Annotated in this window: 17 protein-coding genes; 11 read left to right on the top strand and 6 right to left on the bottom strand. The window is 62.7% G+C overall.

From position 1 onward, the window contains the following. The first annotated feature begins 604 nt into the window (after positions 1 to 604). Positions 605 to 2,296, top strand: coding sequence for a sensor domain-containing diguanylate cyclase (locus tag PQR27_RS04155; RefSeq protein ID WP_408522450.1), 1,692 nt, complete (start codon positions 605 to 607; stop codon positions 2,294 to 2,296). 160 nt (positions 2,297 to 2,456) lie between these two features. Continuing rightward, positions 2,457 to 2,723 (top strand): hypothetical protein, encoded by a 267-nt coding sequence (locus tag PQR27_RS04150; protein WP_408522449.1) that lies wholly within the window; start codon positions 2,457 to 2,459, stop codon positions 2,721 to 2,723. A gap of 96 nt (positions 2,724 to 2,819) precedes the next feature. Here PQR27_RS04150 and PQR27_RS04145 read toward each other — a convergent pair whose 3' ends face one another. Together PQR27_RS04145 and PQR27_RS04140 are read right to left on the bottom strand one after the other, a co-directional pair. After that, positions 2,820 to 4,139, bottom strand: coding sequence for an ATP-binding protein (locus PQR27_RS04145; RefSeq protein WP_408522448.1), 1,320 nt, complete (start codon positions 4,137 to 4,139; stop codon positions 2,820 to 2,822). Beyond that, positions 4,123 to 4,848, bottom strand: coding sequence for a response regulator (locus PQR27_RS04140; RefSeq protein WP_012432166.1), 726 nt, complete (start codon positions 4,846 to 4,848; stop codon positions 4,123 to 4,125). The genes PQR27_RS04145 and PQR27_RS04140 overlap by 17 nt, the downstream gene beginning before the upstream one ends. Before the next feature lie 218 nt (positions 4,849 to 5,066). On the opposite strand from PQR27_RS04140, the gene PQR27_RS04135 reads away from it, so the two are divergent. Then, the gene (locus tag PQR27_RS04135) at positions 5,067 to 5,594 is read left to right on the top strand and encodes a Spy/CpxP family protein refolding chaperone (protein ID WP_408522447.1); all 528 of its coding nucleotides are present in this window, start codon (positions 5,067 to 5,069) and stop codon (positions 5,592 to 5,594) included. A 166-nt stretch (positions 5,595 to 5,760) separates the two neighbouring features. On the opposite strand, the gene PQR27_RS04130 is transcribed toward PQR27_RS04135, so the two are convergent. After that, positions 5,761 to 6,471 (bottom strand): pirin family protein, encoded by a 711-nt coding sequence (locus PQR27_RS04130; RefSeq protein ID WP_408522446.1) that lies wholly within the window; start codon positions 6,469 to 6,471, stop codon positions 5,761 to 5,763. Positions 6,472 to 7,071: 600 nt separating this feature from the next. Here PQR27_RS04130 and PQR27_RS04125 point away from each other — a divergent pair. The 4 genes from PQR27_RS04125 (at position 7,072) to PQR27_RS04110 (ending at position 11,038) form a co-directional block, all read left to right on the top strand. Then, positions 7,072 to 7,761 carry an ABC transporter permease gene (locus tag PQR27_RS04125; RefSeq protein ID WP_408522445.1) on the top strand — a complete coding sequence of 230 codons (690 nt, stop codon included), beginning with the start codon at positions 7,072 to 7,074 and terminating at the stop codon, positions 7,759 to 7,761. Next, complete coding sequence (locus tag PQR27_RS04120; RefSeq protein ID WP_408522444.1) at positions 7,758 to 8,471, top strand: ABC transporter permease; 714 nt, start codon at positions 7,758 to 7,760, stop codon at positions 8,469 to 8,471. The genes PQR27_RS04125 and PQR27_RS04120 overlap by 4 nt, the downstream gene beginning before the upstream one ends. A gap of 45 nt (positions 8,472 to 8,516) precedes the next feature. Beyond that, a complete protein-coding gene (locus tag PQR27_RS04115) occupies positions 8,517 to 9,296 on the top strand; it encodes an ABC transporter ATP-binding protein (protein ID WP_408522443.1) in 780 nt (259 codons plus the stop codon). 590 nt (positions 9,297 to 9,886) lie between these two features. Then, on the top strand, positions 9,887 to 11,038 hold the full coding sequence (locus PQR27_RS04110) for a porin (RefSeq protein ID WP_408522442.1): 1,152 nt from the start codon (positions 9,887 to 9,889) through the stop codon (positions 11,036 to 11,038). Positions 11,039 to 11,303: 265 nt separating this feature from the next. On the opposite strand, the gene glnK is transcribed toward PQR27_RS04110, so the two are convergent. Together glnK and PQR27_RS04100 are read right to left on the bottom strand one after the other, a co-directional pair. After that, positions 11,304 to 11,642, bottom strand: coding sequence for a P-II family nitrogen regulator (gene glnK / locus PQR27_RS04105; protein ID WP_006048444.1), 339 nt, complete (start codon positions 11,640 to 11,642; stop codon positions 11,304 to 11,306). 149 nt (positions 11,643 to 11,791) lie between these two features. Continuing rightward, the gene (locus tag PQR27_RS04100; protein WP_408522441.1) at positions 11,792 to 13,480 is read right to left on the bottom strand and encodes an NAD+ synthase; all 1,689 of its coding nucleotides are present in this window, start codon (positions 13,478 to 13,480) and stop codon (positions 11,792 to 11,794) included. A 133-nt stretch (positions 13,481 to 13,613) separates the two neighbouring features. Here PQR27_RS04100 and PQR27_RS04095 point away from each other — a divergent pair, with 133 nt between their 5' ends. After that, positions 13,614 to 14,783: a GNAT family N-acetyltransferase gene (locus PQR27_RS04095; RefSeq protein WP_408522440.1), complete on the top strand. Its 1,170-nt coding sequence runs from the start codon at positions 13,614 to 13,616 to the stop codon at positions 14,781 to 14,783. 10 nt (positions 14,784 to 14,793) lie between these two features. Further along, entirely contained in the window at positions 14,794 to 15,108 is a 315-nt protein-coding gene (locus PQR27_RS04090; RefSeq protein WP_408525401.1) for a GIY-YIG nuclease family protein, read from the top strand. 88 nt (positions 15,109 to 15,196) lie between these two features. Here PQR27_RS04090 and ppa read toward each other — a convergent pair whose 3' ends face one another. Then, a complete protein-coding gene (ppa, locus tag PQR27_RS04085) occupies positions 15,197 to 15,724 on the bottom strand; it encodes an inorganic diphosphatase (protein WP_168792965.1) in 528 nt (175 codons plus the stop codon). 250 nt (positions 15,725 to 15,974) lie between these two features. Here ppa and PQR27_RS04080 point away from each other — a divergent pair, with 250 nt between their 5' ends. Continuing rightward, positions 15,975 to 17,414 carry an aldehyde dehydrogenase family protein gene (locus tag PQR27_RS04080; protein WP_408522438.1) on the top strand — a complete coding sequence of 480 codons (1,440 nt, stop codon included), beginning with the start codon at positions 15,975 to 15,977 and terminating at the stop codon, positions 17,412 to 17,414. A gap of 64 nt (positions 17,415 to 17,478) precedes the next feature. Then, positions 17,479 to 18,237 (top strand): SDR family oxidoreductase, encoded by a 759-nt coding sequence (locus PQR27_RS04075; protein ID WP_408522437.1) that lies wholly within the window; start codon positions 17,479 to 17,481, stop codon positions 18,235 to 18,237. Positions 18,238 to 18,253: the final 16 nt, after the last annotated feature.

Genomic DNA, 18,253 nt, shown 5'->3' with positions numbered 1-18,253 from the left:
CAGGCATGGCAAAACGCGTGTGCGCGGTAAATCGTTATCGTTGGAGACACGTGGACCGGTGACGGACGGGTCCGCGGGCAAGCTGCCCGGAACCGTTGCCGCGAAGCCGGACTCCTGTCGCCGCGGGCGCCACCCGGAGGCTGGCGAGCGTTCCTTGTTTTGGACGGCACGACACTACACCATCCTATGTTTCAGGCACAACCTTTCACGTTAAATAGCGGCAAACACCTGGCAACGACCTCCGGCGATCACCCGCAAGTGCGATACGAGCCCTCACCGTCGCGCGCCAGCCACAGCTTTGAGCCACCCCGCATCTCCCGCCACTCCCCGGAAAACCCGCAGAGCCATTCAGAAACCGCGCTTGCTGCCGTTAAGAACCTGATGGGCCATGCGGATGTCATTCGCATTCCAGCAATAACGGTGGCGTCAGGCCCTTTGACGGTTAAAATCCACACTGGGATCGACACTGGGCGCACATATTTGCGATTTATCCCGGGTCACAGCGGTGGCATATCGCCACCGGCTTCCACAGGAACGACACAGCGCCGGCGCGCTGCCACGAATGAGCTAGTTGCATGTCACAGCCAGACGGATCAGAGGGTCGATGAACAGGACAACCTTGCGCCAGGCAACCGGGCCGATCAGCTTCGTGCTGATCGTGGTCGTTTGCTGGTTCGTGGCCGGCATGGTCGCGGACCGGATGGTACAGCAAGAGCTGGACGCGGCCTTGCGCACGCAGCGGCAAATGTCCACGTCGATCGTCGACAACATGGCCGAAGTGATTGCGAGCGACCTCGCCATGTCGCGCGCCATTCCGGCAACCATGGCCGAAATGGACGTGGTCCAGCGCGCGCTGGTGCAATCCCAGAATTATGCCGCGAACGGCGAAGCGGCGGAACCCGGCCTGCGCACCGCCCTGCTAAAAGACTCGCAGATGATCGCAGTGAGCAACTTTCTGCACGACGCCCAAGGCTTCTCCGGGCTCGACCAGATCTGGCTCGTCAACGCCAACGGCATTTGCGTCGCATCGAGCGACTCCATCAACAACCCGCTGGCCGCCGAACGCTCCTTTGTCGGCATCGACATGCGCGTGCGCGGCTACCTGACGAATGCACTCCTCGGCGCATTCTCGGAAGCGTACGGCGTCGGCCGCGCGAGCGGCGAGCCAGGCATCTTCATCGCGGCGCCGGTGTATGCGGAAGGCTTACTGGTGGGCGTGGTCGTCGCCAAGGTCGGCATCGCGCGGTTGCGCCACTGGGTTGCGCATGCCGGGACGTTCGTCGCCGACGACAATGGCGTCATCATCATGGCGCACAACAGCGCACTCGAGGGGCGCGCGCTGCCGGACTCGCGGGTCCAGCAGATGAGCACCGCCGATCGGCTCGTGACCTATCACCGGGAGTCGTTCCCCAACGTACGGATTCAGGTCGACGCCCAGGTGCGCGACCAGGCGCCGTGGGTACCGTCCGCGATTGCCGGGCAGCTGTTTGGCATGATCGAGCGGCCCGTGCCTTCTCTCTATCAGTCGCGTGGCGGACTGAACTCGGGGCTCTCCGCTCACCTCGTCGATCCGCTCGCGGCCTGGCCTGAACTGCTGCGCAATCACAAGCGCGATCATCTGCTGGTGTTTCTGACACTGGCCGGCACTGTCGCGCTGGCGTGGGTGATCACCGTGTCGTACGTGCGCGAGCGGCGCCACCATCGCGCCACGCGTGACCTTGCGGAACAATTGCAATCGGCCAATACGCTGCTGTCGGCCGAAGCGCGCCACGATGCGCTGACCGGCGCGCTGTCGCGGCGCTACTTCCTCGATCTGCTGCGCCATGAGATCGAACGCGCGCATGCGGCCAACGAGCCGTTGTGCATGGCGATCGCCGACCTTGACCACTTCAAGCAGATCAACGACCGCTTCGGCCATGCCGCCGGCGACCGCGCGCTCGAACATTTCGTCGACACCTGCCGCGCCGAACTGCGTGGCGCCGACGCGATCGGCCGGCTCGGCGGCGAAGAGTTCGGCTTGCTGCTGCCGGCCACTGATCTGGCCGACGGCCGCGCAGTGGTCGAACGGCTGCGCCTGCGTCTGAAGGCCATTCCTTCGCCGAAGCTGCCGGCTTCGGTGGGCCTGAGCGTGAGCATCGGCATTACCGAACTCTCGCGCGACGATCTGCCCGAGCGGATCATGAGCCGCGCCGACACAGCGCTTTACGCCGCGAAGACAGGCGGACGCGACCGCACCGAAGCGCTGCCACCCGACGACACCGCGCCGCCCGCCCGCACGGTAGCCACCGCCTGTTAATCCCGCCTGCTTTCCGCATGCTTCCCGCTGAACGCCGCCACCCGCATCAATGCGTGTGACGGCTGACGCAACGCAATCCCCGCCGGGGCGCGCCGCGACGAAGCAGGTATCATCGACCCTGATATCGAGGTTGCCGCTACCGCTCTAACGGGAGATTCGCATGAAGGGAAATCTGGTCATCGTCTGTCGCGATCACGATGCTGACGCGTTCGACCATCTGCTGGCCGAATACGGCGCGTTTCAGACGCGCCTGTCGTCCACCGCGTGGTATCTGAAACTGGAAGTTGCGCCGGAACTGATTCAGGAAGAGATACTCGCCCGTCTCGGCAAATACACCACGCATTACATCTTCGAAGCCGAAACGGTAACGTGGAATACGGTGGATGTGGACGCGGCGAATGCGCTGAACACGCTGTTTTCAGACTAGCGCGCCGATTGCCGAACGCGCGTTGTCACATCTGTTTCACACACATCTAACGTCTATATAGCGGGGCTGGCACCTGCCGCCCGCATCTCATCCAACCTACCAGACGCTTTCCGAGGCCACCATGACGCGCGGCACCGCTTCGAACGGAAAGCTCATCAAGACGCGCAAACCACGGCCGCCGTGGTTGCCAATCTCCCACTCCCCGCCCGCACGCCGCACCAACCGCTCGACGATTGCGAGCCCCAGACCGCTATGGCCGTTGCCGCCGCGCGCCGGATCGAGCCGCACAAACGGACGGCTTGCGTTGATCAGGTCCTGGGCGGCGATGCCACTGCCGTTGTCGCGCACCGAGAGCGTGAAGCCCTGCGGCGTGCGCGCCGTGGCGACAATAATTGGCGGCGCGCCATAGGCATGTGCGTTGTCGATCAGGTTCGACAGAATCCGGTCGAGCGTGGCGGCGGGCAACAGGAAGCCTGGCCCCGCATTGAGTTCGGTCTGCACTGTGGGCGCGCCGGCCGCCACCGCGCGATAGCTGCGCACCACGCGCTCGCACTGCGCATCCACCTCGACCGCTTCGCTGCGATCCGCGCCGTCGTGAGCAAACACCAGGAATTGCTCGACGATGTGTGTCATTGAATCGACGTCGCGCACCACGCCGTCGCGCATTTTCACTTCTTCCATCATTTCGGCGCGCAGACGCAAGCGCGCAAGCGGCGTTTTCAGATCGTGCGCGACACCCGCCAGCATCACGGCCCGGTCGTTTTCAGTGCGTGCCACTTCCTGCACCATCTGATTGAAGCCGTGTGTGAGTTGGCGCAATTCGCGTGGGCCGCGCTCGGGCACGGGCGGGACCGGCAGGCCGCGGCCGAAGCGCGCCACCGCCTGCGCGAGCGAGCGCAACGGCTGCTGCAATGCCCATGCAGCGAAGAGCGCCGCCATGACCGCGAACGAAAAAATAATGGCGAGCCATAGCACCGTGCGGTCAAGCGAGCGCGGCGGGCGCAACGGCTGCACCGGCACGACGATCCAGTTTTTATCCGACACGGCGCGCACCCATAACGCGGGTGGACGGCCCGGCTGGCCGATTCGCACCTGGGTGCCGGACGGCATCCGGTCGCGTACGTCCTCGATAAAACGCTCGAGCGGCGCCGGCAAATCCGCACTCGTCTCCGGCGGCACGTCGGGACTCGACGGGTCGACCAGTTTGACGCGCGACGGCAACGGTTGATCCGGCGTACGGGCGACGTGCTGACGCACCGCGTCGACGAGAAACACCGCTTCTTCGACCGCGTAGCGCGTTTGCAGTTGACTGCGTTCGAGCCGCATCAGCGAGTACCACGCGAAATGCGACAAAAGCAGCACCGCGACGACTAGCAGCGCCAGTCGCCCGAACAGCGAATCAATGGGCCGGCGCATGCTGTTCGCCGTCGGGCACGAACACGTAACCGCGGCCGCGCACTGTTTGAATGAAGCGTGGCGTGGACGGATCGGTTTCGAGAATGCGGCGCAGGCGCCACACCTGCACGTCGATGCCGCGGTCGGTGCCGTCGTATTCGGGGCCGTGCAGCAGTTCGAGCAGGCGCTCGCGCGTGAGCGTGCGCATGGGGTGATTGACGAAAATTTTCAGAAGCGCGAACTCGCTGCCCGACAGGGTGAGCGGTTTGTCTTCCAGATGCAGCGTGCGCGACTGGAAGTCCAGCGTAAAGCGACCGAAGTTGAACGGCTCGCGCTGTTCCGGCGCGGCCGCGGACGGCAGCGTACGGCGGCGCCGCAGCACAGCCTGCACACGCGCCAGCAGTTCGCGCGGGTTGAACGGCTTGCCGAGGTAGTCGTCCGCGCCGAGTTCCAGTCCGACGATCCGGTCGACGTCATCCGCACGCGCGGTGAGCATGATCACGGGGATGTCGTCGCCCGACGCGCGCAGCTTGCGCAACGCGGTCAGCCCGTCGACTCCGGGCATCATCAGATCGAGCACGATCAGATCCGGACGCTCGCGTTCGAGCCTGCGCTCGAGCGAGCCCGCGTCATGCAGCACCGAGACCTCGATGCCCTGACGGGCCAGATAGTCGCGCAGCAGATCGCGCAATTCGACGTCGTCGTCGACAACAAGTATTTGAGTAGCCATGGAATGAAGTTTAACGCGCAGCAGCGGGGTTTTCGTTTCCGGACGGCCCTCAAGGGTTACCGGGTGTTACGGTGAAAGGCGCACGTAATGCTCGGTAATAGCCGCATCCGTCCGCGTAACACAGCGCCGGGCGCAGTTCTCTACGCTGTGTCTTACCGAATGCAGGCCGTTCTCGTTACCGGTTGCATCGTCGGCTATTCCATTACAGGGAGTCTCACATGTCTACCAAAAAAATGTCGCGCGTTCTCGCCGTTGCTGCTACTGCCCTCGCCATCGGCGCGGGCGCTGCCTATGCCGCACAACCCGCCGGTCAAGGCGGCCCCGGAGGCTGGCATGGCCACTTCATGAAGGAACTGACGCAACTGCACGACCAGTTGAAGCTGAACGCCGATCAGGAAAAGCAGTGGCAAGCCGCGCTCGACACCATGAAGCAGAACCATGAGGCCATGCGCGCCAACCACGAACAGATCAAGAATCAGTTCAAGGCGGCACAGCAGCAGCCGATTCTGGATCTGAACGCCATGGCCGCCGCACACCAGCAAGTCGAGCAGAAAGACGCACAACTGCGTCAGCAAACCTCGGACGCCTGGCTCAAGTTCTATAACGGCCTGAACGACCAGCAGAAAACCACCGTCAGCACGGCGCTGAAGCAGCGTTTTGCGAAGATGGACGCGCGTCACGAGAAAATGCGCGAGCACTGGGAACACCGCAAGGGCGCAGCGTCGGCGCCGGCCGCCAACCAGTAAGCGGCACCACGGAGACGGAAGGCGGCTTGGGTGGCCGTCGTCCGGATGCAAAAACGCCACGGAGAATTTTCCGTGGCGTTTCAGTTTGCGTTCGCCGCATCTCCGCGAACCCAGGCACTGGTTGCGTCCTCAACCATCGGTCATGAACGCTGCGCTCCTATATTGACTAGCCGTTGAGCGGGCCCAGGTCGAACAGCAGGACTTCCGCGTCATCACCCTGTTCCAGCGTGATCGTATCCGTGTCGCTGAGCTTGGCCGCGTCACCCGCGTGAAGCGCCTCGCCATTCACACTCAGTGCGCCGCGCGCGACGTGCACGTAAGCCTGCCGTCCTTTCGGCAACGCGAACTCGGCCCGCTCCGCACCGTCGATCAGCGCTGCGTAGATCGACGCGTCCGCATGGATCGTCACCGAGCCATCGCGGCCGTCGGGCGAGGCGACCACGCGCAGGCGGCCGCGCTTGTCGGCGTTGTCGAAGCGCTTTTCTTCGTAGCCGGGCTGATTGCCCGCGCGTTGCGGGATCACCCAGATCTGCAGCAGGTGGACCGGATCGGTCTGCGAGGCGTTGAACTCACTGTGCATCACACCCGTGCCGGCGCTCATGCGCTGCACGTCGCCATGGCGGATCGTCGAGCCGTTGCCCATGCTGTCGCGGTGTGCGAGCGCGCCGTCGAGCACGTACGTGACAATCTCCATGTCGCGATGACCATGCGTGCCGAAGCCCTGGCCGCCGGCAATCCGATCTTCGTTGATGACGCGCAGCGGCCCGAAATGGACGTGCTGCGGGTCGCGATAGTCGGCAAACGAGAAGCTGTGATACGAGTCGAGCCAACCGTGATTGGCGTGGCCGCGTTCGTCGGAGCGGCGAATCTCGATCATGGGGTACTCCTGGTCGGTAAATAGCGATGCCCAGAATGTATGGGCGCGACGCGCACTAGACAATCCGCGCGGGCGCACCGGATCGTTTCAGAAATCCACGTAATCGGGGCGTGGACTGGCGCCCCGCCGCTGTTCGGGTAAAATACCGCGCTTTTCGAGAGAGCGTCGGCGCGCGGGCTTGCCGGCGGCCCCGGTCAACCGGGCCGCGGCCGGCCAGGCGGCGGCCACCAGGCGGCACCCGCCCCGCGCACAGGATCCCCGGTGCGTCGAAACGGTGTCCCCGAAACGGGCGCGCAAACCTCGTGCGGCACGTCAATTTTGACCGCCTAGAATAGCGACGGCCCGTCACCAGCGGGCGGTCGCCGAGATCGAACCACCCCGGCGATCAGTTTGATCCAGGAGAAACATGAAAAAGCTCGCACTGCGCGCGACGCCTGCTGTCATGGCGCCCGGCAACGCCCGGCACTCACGAAACTCGGGGCTCGCCCGCATGGGCTTTCCTCTAGCTTCGTAATACAGTCGGTCATAGAGTCACACACGCGGCGCCTGACTGGCCGCTTCTTTCGCGGTGCGTCCCGCACGCATCGTCAAGGACCCCATATGTTCCTTCAAGGCTACGGCCCGCTGCTTCTTAGCGGCACCTGGCAAACCGTCAAACTGGCGGTGTTGTCGCTGGCGTTCGCTTTCGTGCTGGGCCTCCTCGGCGCGGCTGCGAAACTGTCGAAGAATCGCATTTCATATAGTGTCGGCGCTGTGTATACGACGCTCGTGCGCGGCGTGCCCGACCTCGTGCTGATGCTGCTGCTGTTTTACAGCATCCAGATCTGGCTGAACAACCTGACTGACGTCCTCGGCTGGGAACAGATCGACATCGACCCGTTCGTGGCCGGCGTCGCGGTGCTGGGCTTCATTTACGGAGCGTACTTCACCGAAACCTTCCGCGGCGCATTTCTCGCGGTGCCGCGCGGCCAGCTCGAAGCCGGCTCGGCCTACGGCATGACCGGCTGGCAGGTGTTCTCGCGCGTGATGTTCCCGCAGATGATGCGCTTCGCGCTGCCCGGCATCGGCAATAACTGGCAGGTGATGGTCAAAGCCACCGCGCTGGTGTCGATCATCGGTCTCGCCGACGTCGTCAAGGCCTCGCAGGATGCGGGCAAAGGCACGCTGCGCTTCTTCTTCTTCACCCTGTTCGCAGGGGCGATCTATCTCGTCATCACCACCGTGTCCAACTTCGTGCTGATGTACCTCGAAAAGCGTTACTCGACCGGCGTACGAAAGGCGGATCTATGATCGAGATCATCCAGGAATATTGGCGCAACTATCTGTTTACCGACGGCTACCGCATCACCGGCGTCGCCATCACGCTGTGGCTGCTGGTAGTGTCGATCGGACTTGGCTTCTGCCTGTCGATTCCGCTTGCCGTCGCGCGGGTCTCGAAGAAGAAGTGGCTAGCCCGTCTCGTGTGGCTATATACGTATGTGTTTCGCGGCACGCCGCTCTATGTGCAGTTGCTGCTCTGCTACACCGGCCTGTACAGCCTCGAAATCATCCGCAACCACGATCTGACCAACGCATTCTTTCGCGACGGCATGCATTGCACGCTGCTCGCATTCACGCTGAATACCTGCGCGTACACCACCGAGATCTTTGCGGGCGCAATCAAGGCCACGCCATATGGCGAGATCGAAGCAGCGCGCGCGTACGGCATGTCGTCCTTCACGCTGTACCGGCGGGTGATTCTGCCGTCGGCGCTGCGCCGCGCGTTGCCGTACTACAGCAATGAAGTGATCCTGATGCTGCATGCCACCACCGTCGCCTTCACCGCGACCGTGCCGGACATCCTCAAGATCGCCCGTGACGTGAATTCGGCTACCTATCAGTCGTTCAACGCGTTCGGTCTTGCCGCCGTCCTCTATCTGTTGATTTCGTTTGCGCTCGTGTGGCTGTTCCGCCGCGCCGAGCGCCGCTGGCTCGCTTACCTGCGGCCGCAAGGCAAGTAACCCAGGGCACCGCGCCCCAAGCAAGTAAGGCCGCCAAGGATTCTGATGAACACCAAGAAGCAAAAGCTCTTCGTCGATGAGCTTCACAAACAGTACGGCGACAACGAAGTCCTCAAGGGCGTGTCGCTGAAGGCCAATGCCGGCGACGTGATCAGCGTGATCGGTTCGTCCGGTTCGGGCAAGAGCACGATGCTTCGCTGCATCAACTTCCTCGAGCAGCCGAACGCCGGACGTATCTTCGTCGACGGCGAAGAAGTCCGCACCCAGATCGGCAAGGCCGGCGCGTTGCGCGTGTCCGATCCCAAGCAGTTGCAGCGCGTGCGCACCAGGCTGTCGATGGTGTTCCAGCACTTCAACCTGTGGGCGCACATGAATGTGCTCGAGAACATCATCGAGGCACCGGTCAATGTGCTGGGCCTGAAACGCAAGGAAGCCGAAGAACGCGCGCGCGAGTACCTGGAGAAAGTGGGCCTGGCGCCGCGTCTGGAAAAGCAGTACCCGTCCCACCTATCGGGCGGCCAACAGCAACGTGTGGCAATCGCGCGTGCGCTGGCCATGCATCCGGACGTGATGCTGTTCGACGAACCGACCTCCGCGCTCGATCCCGAGCTGGTCGGCGAAGTGCTCAAGGTCATGCAGACGCTTGCCGAAGAAGGCCGCACGATGATCGTCGTCACGCACGAAATGGCGTTCGCGCGCAACGTGTCGAATCATGTGATGTTCCTACACCAAGGCCGCGTGGAGGAAGAAGGCCATCCGGACGAGGTCTTCAGGAACACGAAGAGTGAACGGCTCAAGCAGTTCCTCTCCGGCAGCCTCAAATAACGAAACGTGTCGAGCCCGATAGTTGGGTTGTAGTCAAAAGTAGTATTACAAGGCGCTTTCGAGCGCCTTTTTTGTTTCGCTCACCTGCGTATTCCGGTTGTTTGACCCTCGAAAATGCGCCTTGGCGCACACAAATCTCCTCCGCTGGCGTCCTACTCTGCCGCATTTGAAGCGTCAATAGTGGCAATCCTTAACGTTGCCTGTTTTGAACCGTGATTCCCTTGTCGCGTAAGGGTTTACGGGATTTCGGGGCATGCGGCAGAAGTTCGCCGTGCACATCGGTATTGCAATTTGGAGACACCTAAGAAGGCAGGTACTAATTTCTTCTCCCATTCAAGTGTATTTTTGATAAATTAGTAACCAAAGTAGCAAAACGAAGTTCATTAAAAGTAGTTTCACTTCAAAGCACAGAGGAGAACCGGTCGGCGAGGGATCGGCATGACGACCAGATAGCCCCAAGGCTACCGTCACGGCAGGACACCCAATCCACCCGCTAATCTCCCTGGTACCGATTTCTGTTCGGCGCTCCTGGCGTCCGAACACCATTCGCAGTACTGGGTTTCTTTTTTTGACAGGGTATGGAGGAGAAGATGAAGAAAGCTTTGCTCGCCGCTGCGCTGATGACAGCCGGCGTTGTCGCCCACGCCCAAAGCAGCGTGACGCTGTACGGCCGCCTGGATGCTGGCATTGAGTACATGACGGGCGTTCCGCAAGGTGTCGGGGCAAACGGTCAGGCTACCGGCAGCACGAACCGTTGGCGCGCAGAAAGCGGCGACTGGGGTACCAGCCTGTGGGGTATGAAGGGTGTTGAGGACATTGGTGGTGGCAACAAGGTCCTGTTCCAGTTGGAAGGCTCCTTCAACACGATGACGGGTGCGGGCCCTGGCGGCGGCGGTCTCTTCAATCGCTGGGCAACAGTGGGTCTGTCGAACGACCAATACGGTACGTTCACGATGGGCCGCATGCTCTATATCTCGAACGGCGTGTGGGACTTCGACCCGTTCGGTCAATCGAACTGGTCGTCGGCGTCGCTGGTGCGTGGTCGCAACTGGCCGCAATCGAGCAACAACTTCGCGTACCAGTCGCCGAAGATCGCAGGCTTTGACTTCTACGGCCAATACGCGCTGTCGAACGCAACGAGCTGGAACGGTAACGGCACGACGGCTCAAGGTCGCGAAGCTGGCGCACAGGTCACGTACACGAACTCGCTGTTCCAGGTTCGCGGTATTTATGACGAAATCCGCAACCCGGCCAATGGCGCCCTGTATGGTCCGGCTGCAACTGCCGTCAATACTGGCAACATCGGCAACGGCGTGTTCGCGGCATCGCGTGAATACTCGGCGCTCGTGAACGTGTTCCTCGGCCAGTTCAAGATCCAGGCTGCTTACCAGGCTGTCCGTTCGGCAAGCGCCCAAGGCGTTCTGCCGGGTCAGCCGACTACCCTCGATCACGAATGGGGCGGTGTGACGTGGCAAGCAACGCCGGCTGCGGCGCTGATCGCTGCGGTCTATCACGTGAACGGCAACAATGGCGCAGGCAATGCGACGATCTACACGGTCGGCGGCTCGTACAACCTGTCCAAGCGCACGCTGCTGGATCTCCAGGTCGCTACGACGCAAAACAGCAAGACGGCTAACTACGGCCTGAATGCAAACAACGCAGGTACGGCAACCAGCACGGACAATCCGCTGCCGGGTCACAGCCAGACTGGCGTGTACGCAGGTATTCAACACTCGTTCTAAGCGAACGGTGATCCCCGAGGGGATGTCCCTCGGGGCGCCCCCCAAGGGGACTTCCTTCGGGGCGTAGTCACAAGATCTTCTTGAGAATCTTTTTCACGCTGCTGCGAGAGGCGCGTATCGGTGCGATGTCCGAAAGGGTATCGCACCGTTTTTTATTTGCGCGCACGGTTTTGCCCTGCCTGCGCATAGCAGCGCACCGGCTCGGTGCAGAAGTGGCAATCCCGGCGCTTGCTACCGGCGTTTTAGCGCTGCGAAGTCACGCGACTCACACCGCTGCTTCGTTTTCCTCGCCCGTGCGAATCCGGATCACACGCTCGACGTCCGCGACGAAGATCTTGCCGTCGCCGATCTTGCCGGTGCGGGCCGCGCCGATGATCGCGTCGATGACCTGATCGCATTGATTGTCCGCCACCACCACTTCGATTTTGACCTTCGGCAGAAAGTCGACCACATACTCTGCACCACGATAGAGCTCAGTGTGACCTTTCTGGCGCCCGAAGCCTTTGACTTCGGTAACGGTCAGCCCGGTGAGGCCGACTTCAGCGAGCGCCTCGCGCACTTCGTCGAGTTTGAACGGTTTGATGACTGCAGTGATGCGCTTCATGGCGGACCTCGTCTCGTGATTGGAAGTTCGAAGGGAAAACGGATGATTTTGATTCTACGCTGCACCGGATGCATTGCGGCAATCCGGCGCGTGCTTCGGCCGTGCTTCCTGTTTGCTTCTGAACGCGCTGCGCCGCTGCTCGTCCGGATTCACTCCACCGGTTCGGTATAGCGCGACGTAATCGGATAACGCCAGTCGCGCCCGAACGCCCGATGCGTGACGCGAATACCGATCGGCGCCTGGCGGCGCTTGTACTCGTTGATCTTGATGAGGCGCGTGACGCGTTTCACGTCTTCCACCGCGTAGCCCGCTGCGATGATTTCGGCGAGCGAACGATCCTCTTCCATGTACATACGCATGATCGCGTCGAGTACTTCGTACGGCGGCAAGCTGTCCTGATCGGTCTGGTTCTCGCGCAATTCCGCCGACGGCGCGCGCGTCAGAATCCGTTCGGGGATCACATTCTGTTTCGCGAAGGTGCTGGCCTGGTTGCGGTAATGGCAGAGCTTGTAGACCAGCGTCTTGGCAATGTCCTTGATGACCGCGAAGCCGCCGGCCATGTCGCCATAAAGCGTGCAATAACCCACCGCCATTTCGCTCTTGTTGCCCGTGGTCAGCACGATCGAGCCGAACTTGTTCGACAGCGCCATCAGCAAGGTGCCGCGAATACGTGCCTGGATGTTTTCCTCGGTGGCGTCTTCGGCGCGGCCGGCGAACTCATCGGCAAGCGAACTGCGGAACGCGTCGAACATCGGTGCAATCGCGATTTCGTCGTAGCGCACGCCGACGCGGCGCGCCATCTCGGCGGCGTCGGTGGTCGAGATGTCGGCCGTATAGCGCGACGGCATCATCACGGCGCGCACACGGTCGGCACCGAGCGCATCGCACGCGACCGCCAGCACCAGCGCCGAGTCCACGCCGCCCGACAAACCGATCAGCGCGCCCGGGAAGCCGTTCTTGTTGATGTAGTCGCGCACGCCCATGACAAGCCCCGCATACACCTGAGCTTCGAGCGACAGTTCCGGCGCGATGGCTGCCGGCACCGGCTCGGCGCCGTCGAATTCGACGATCGCATGGCCTTCCTCGAATTGGGCCATTTTGGCCACCAGCTTGCCTTGCCCGTCGAGCACGAACGAGCCGCCGTCGAACACCAGTTCGTCCTGCGCGCCCACCATGTTCACGTAGACCATCGGCAAACCGGTTTCGCGAATCCGCGCACGCAGAATGTCGACCCGCACCGCTTCCTTGTTCAGGTGGTAGGGCGAGCCGTTCGGAATCAGCAGCACCTGGGCGCCCGCGGCCTTCGCCATTTGCGCAGCGGAGGCGTGCCAGACGTCTTCACAGATCACCACGCCGTACTTCACGCCATCCAGTTCGAAGACGAACGGCTGCGGGTCGGCGGCGAAGTAGCGCTTCTCGTCGAACACCTCGGTATTGGGCAGATCCTGCTTGCGATAGGTGCCGACCACTTCTCCGTCGACAATTAGCGAGGCCGCGTTGAAGGTGCCAACCGGCGGCACGCCGCGCTCGATTGGCGCGTTTGCATTACCATGGCCGTTTGCCGCGTCGCGCAGCGGATGGCCGGCGATCACATGCAAGCCGGTGAAGGGCTTCAGTTGCGCGGCGAGATCGGCAAGCGCCGCAGCGCTCGCGGTATAAAACGCCGGGCGCAGCAGCAGATCTTCAGGCGGATAGCCGGAGAGCGCGAGTTCAGGCGCGATTAGCAGCTTCGCACCATCGTTGTGCGCGGCGCGCGCGGCAGCGACAATTTTCGCGACGTTGCCGGCGAAGTCGCCGACGGTGACATTGATTTGAGCAAGAGCGATTCGGGTCTTCATGGCAGGATCGACAGGCAAGCCAGATAGCTTGCGAGTACCGCGGCTAGGATAGCTCGACGGAACGGACAAATCGGATAAACGAACGACGCCGCGCTTACCGCGCCGCGTCGCTCATTAGGAACAGTCACACAGATTGAACCAGGAACGCTTTGATTATCGCACGGGCATTCTGGCGTCGCCCTCCGAGGTGGACGCCGCCGAATGGAACGCCCTGCTCGCGCAGCAGTCGCAGCCCACGCCGTTTTTGCGGCACGAGTTTTTGAGCGCGCTGCACGCTACCCGCTGTGCGGTCGCCGATACCGGCTGGGCGCCGCAATTCGTCACGCTCACCGATCCGCGCTCGGGCAAGCTCGCGGCGGCCGCGCCCGTCTATCTGAAGGGGCACTCGTACGGCGAGTACGTATTCGATTGGGCCTGGGCAGATGCGTACAAACGCAACGGTTTGCCGTATTACCCCAAGCTGCTGTGCGCGGTGCCGTTCACGCCGGTGCAGGGCAACCGCTTGTTGTCGGCGGATACGCACGCTTTACGGCATCTCGCGGCCACGCTGATGGCGTTCGCCGAGCAGGCCGACGTGTCGTCGCTGCACGTGCTGTTTCCGACCGAAACCGAAGCGGGCGCGCTCACCGACATGGGCATGATGCAGCGCGAAGGCGTGCAATTCCACTGGCTGAACGACGGCTATCGCGACTTCGACGATTTCCTCTCGACGCTCGAACAGAAGAAGCGAAAGAACATCCGCGCCGAGCGCCGCAAGGTCCAGGAAGCCGGCGTGACCATGCGCCGGATCCGCGGCGAAGACATTCAGGACGCCGACTGGCGCTTCTTCAGCAAGTGCTATCGGCAGACCTACCGCGAGCATTTTTCGAGTCCGTATCTGAACCTCGATTTCTTCCGGATGATCGGCGCGTCGATGCCGGAAAATCTGCTGCTCGTCATCGCCGAATACGAAGGCAAACCGATCGCCAGCTCGCTCGTGGTGTATCAGCGCGACGAGAAAACCGGTGGCACGCTGTACGGTCGCTACTGGGGCGCGCTCGAACACGTGCCGTGTCTGCACTTTGAAACGGCGTATTACCAGCCGCTCGAATTCTGCATCGAAGAAAAACTCGCTGCCTTCGAAGGCGGTGCCCAAGGCGAGCACAAGATGGCGCGCGGCTTTCTGCCCACGGTCACGCGCTCGGCGCACTGGCTCGCGCATCCGGCCTTTGCCGACGCGGTCGGGCATTTCCTCGCCAACGAAAAGAACGGCATCCACGCGTATGTGGACGAACTGCGTGAACACAATCCATTCAAAGGCTGAAAGCGCACCCATGGCGTGGTTTCTGTATCTGCTCGAATGTTCGGACGGCAGCGTCTATACCGGCATTGCCACCGACGTGCAGGCACGCTTCGACAAACACCTGAGCGGCGCGGGCGCGCGCTATACGCGTTCGCGCAAACCGGTGCGCGTGCTGGCGTCGTTTGAACTGGCCGACCGCTCGAGCGCGTCGAGCGCGGAGTATTGGGTCAAGCGCCTCACGCCGGCCGACAAGCGGGCGCTGGCCGCGGGCTTGCGCACGCTCGAGTCGGTGCTGCCGGTGGTGCCGGCCGTCGAGGAAGCGGAAGAAGAAGCCGGCGCACCGTGACAGCGGCGCTGCGTCGGGCAAAACCATGAAAAAAACCGCGCGGCCCTTGCAGGCTCGCGCGGTTTTTTTATCAGCCGGGTGACGCAGCTTACTTCTTGTAGTTCGCCGCGCCTTCAGTGATTTCCTTGTGAGCGGCTTCGATACCCGCCCAGCCGTCGACCTTCACCCACTTGCCCTTCTCCAGCGCCTTGTATTGCTCGAAGAAGTGCTTGATCTGGTCTTTGAGGTACGCCGGGACGTCGTCGATCGACTTGAGATCAGCGGTCATCGGGCAGACCTTGTCGTGCGCGACGGCGACCAGCTTGGCGTCGACGCCCGATTCGTCGGTCATTTGCAGCATGCCGAGTGCGCGTGCGCGGATCACTGAGCCAGCCAGCAGCGGGAACGGCGTGATCACCAGCACGTCGACCGGATCGCCGTCGCCCGACAGCGTTTGCGGAATGTAGCCGTAATTCGCCGGATAGCGCATGCCCGTGCTGATGAAGCGGTCGACGTGAAGCAGGCCCGTTTCCTTGTCGGCTTCGTACTTCACCGGGTCGCTTTGCGCCGGGATTTCGATGATGACGTTGAAATCTTGCGGAAGGTCTTTGCCTGCGGGGACGTGATTGAAGCTCATGAGCGCTCTCTGATCAGGATGGAATTCGGAACACGGCGTGCGGTGCGTGCGTTCGGGGCATGCAACTATGTCGCGGCCCGTCGGACATGGCGCCGCAGCCGAACAGTGCGGAATACGCCATTATAGCCAATCGGCCGATGGCACCTTGTGCTGGATCGGCGCGATAATCGTCCGGCGTCTCTCGATTGTGCCTCCCGTTTGTGAACATCACGTCGTGAACCTCCGGTTCGTGAATCAGCAAGGAGCATGCATGGAAGAAGCCAAACACTTCATCGGCGGCGAATGGATGGCCGCATCAGGCGGCGAAACGATCGCCGTACTCGACCCTTCGGACGGCCAGCCGTTCACCCGGTTGGCGCGCGGCATCGCTGCGGATATCGACACCGCGGTGCACGCCGCCCGCCGCGCATTTGAAGGACCGTGGGGCCAGGCGAGCGCCGCCGAGCGCGGCCGCGTGCTGTACCGGCTCTCCATGCTGGTCGCCGCCCGCCAGGAAGAACTCGCCCAACTCGAAGCGCGCGACACCGGCAAGCCGCTTAAACAGGCGCGCGCGGATTCCGCCGCACTCGCCCGCTATTTCGAGTTCTACGCGGGCGCAGCGGACAAACTGCACGGCGAAACGCTGCCTTATCAGGCTGGCTACACCGTGCTGACTCTGCGCGAGCCGCACGGCGTGACCGGCCATATCGTGCCGTGGAACTACCCTATGCAGATTTTCGGCCGCAGCGTCGGCGCGGCGCTCGCCACCGGCAATGCGTGCGTCGTCAAACCGGCGGAAGACGCGTGCCTGTCGGTGCTGCGCGTCGCCGAACTGGCCGCCGAGGCGGGTTTGCCGCCGGGCGCGCTGAATATCGTCACCGGGTATGGGCACGAAGCGGGTGCGGCGCTCGCGCGTCATCCGGGCATCGATCACATCTCCTTCACGGGGTCGCCCGAAACCGGCAAGCTGGTCACGCAAATGGCCGCTGAAAATCATGTGCCGGTCACGCTCGAACTGGGCGGCAAATCGCCGCAAATCGTCTTCGCCGACGCGGATCTCGACGCCGCGCTGCCCGTGCTGGTGTCGGCCATCGTGCAGAATGCCGGGCAAACCTGCTCGGCGGGTAGCCGCGTGCTGATCGAGCGAGCCATTTACGAGCCGCTGCTCGACCGGCTGAGCGGTGCGTTCCATGCGCTACGGGTCGGCCCGTCACATGCCGATCTCGACTGCGGCCCGCTGATCAATGCAAAACAACAGCAACGCGTGTGGGATTTCCTCTCCGACGCGCAGCACGACGGCATTGCGATGGCGGCGCACGGCGAAGTGATTCCCGAAGCGCCGGAAAGCGGCTTCTATCAGGCGCCCACACTATTGCGCGACGTGCCCGCCAGCCACCGTCTCGCCCGCGACGAAGTATTTGGCCCGGTCCTCGCCGCCATGTCCTTCGCCGACGAAGACGAAGCGCTCGCACTCGCCAACGGCACGCAATTCGGACTGGTGGCCGGCATCTGGACCCGCGACGGCGCCCGGCAGATGCGCCTCGCGCGGCGCCTGCGCTCGGGCCAGGTGTTCATCAACAACTACGGCGCGGGCGGCGGCGTCGAATTGCCGTTCGGCGGCGTCAAGCATTCGGGCCACGGCCGCGAAAAGGGGTTTGAAGCGCTATACGGCTTCACGGTGCTGAAAACCATCGCGATCCGCCACGGCTAGCTTTCAGGGGTTCGACAGCAGTGAAGCACATGCATCAGCGTCCACCACCAACAATGGAGACATCATGCGGTTGACAGGTAAAACAGCCATCGTCACGGGTGGCGGCTCGGGTTTCGGCGAAGGCATTGCGAAGACCTACGCGCGCGAAGGCGCGAACGTCGTGATCAACGATCTGAACGGCGCGGCGGCCGAGCGCGTGGCAAGCGAAATCGCGCTGGCGGGCGGCAAGGCTATCGCGGTAGCGGGCAACGTCGCGCAGCGCGAGGATTGGCAGCGCCTGCGCGAGGCCGCGCTCGAAGATTTCGGCAGCGTGCAGATCGTCGTCAACAACGCCGGCACCACGCATCGCAACAAACCGGTGCTCGACGTCACCGAGGCAGAATTCGACCGCGTCTACGCGGTGAACGTCAAAAGCATCTATTGGAGCGTGCAGGAGTTCGTGCCGTATTTTCGCGAGCAGGGCGGCGGCGTCTTTATCAATATCGCGTCGACGGCGGGCGTGCGGCCCCGGCCAGGGCTCGTCTGGTACAACGGCAGCAAGGGCGCGGTGATCATCGCCAGTAAGTCGCTGGCGGTCGAACTCGGCCCGGACCGCATTCGGGTGAACTGTGTGAACCCCGTGATCGGCGAGACGGCGCTGCTGTCCGAATTCATGGGTGTCGAAGATACGCCGGAGAATCGCAAGCGTTTCCTGGCGGGCATTCCGCTCGGACGTTTTTCGACGCCGCAGGATATCGCCAACGCTGCCCTATATCTGGCGTCGGATGAAGCGGAGTTCATCACCGGCGTGTGTCTTGAAGTGGATGGCGGGCGCTGCGTGTAGCGCGCGTGTTGCAAAT

Source organism: Paraburkholderia fungorum, assembly GCF_046027215.1.
GTDB classification, from domain to species: domain Bacteria; phylum Pseudomonadota; class Gammaproteobacteria; order Burkholderiales; family Burkholderiaceae; genus Paraburkholderia; species Paraburkholderia fungorum_D.
This window is presented reverse-complemented; position numbering and strand designations above follow the sequence as displayed.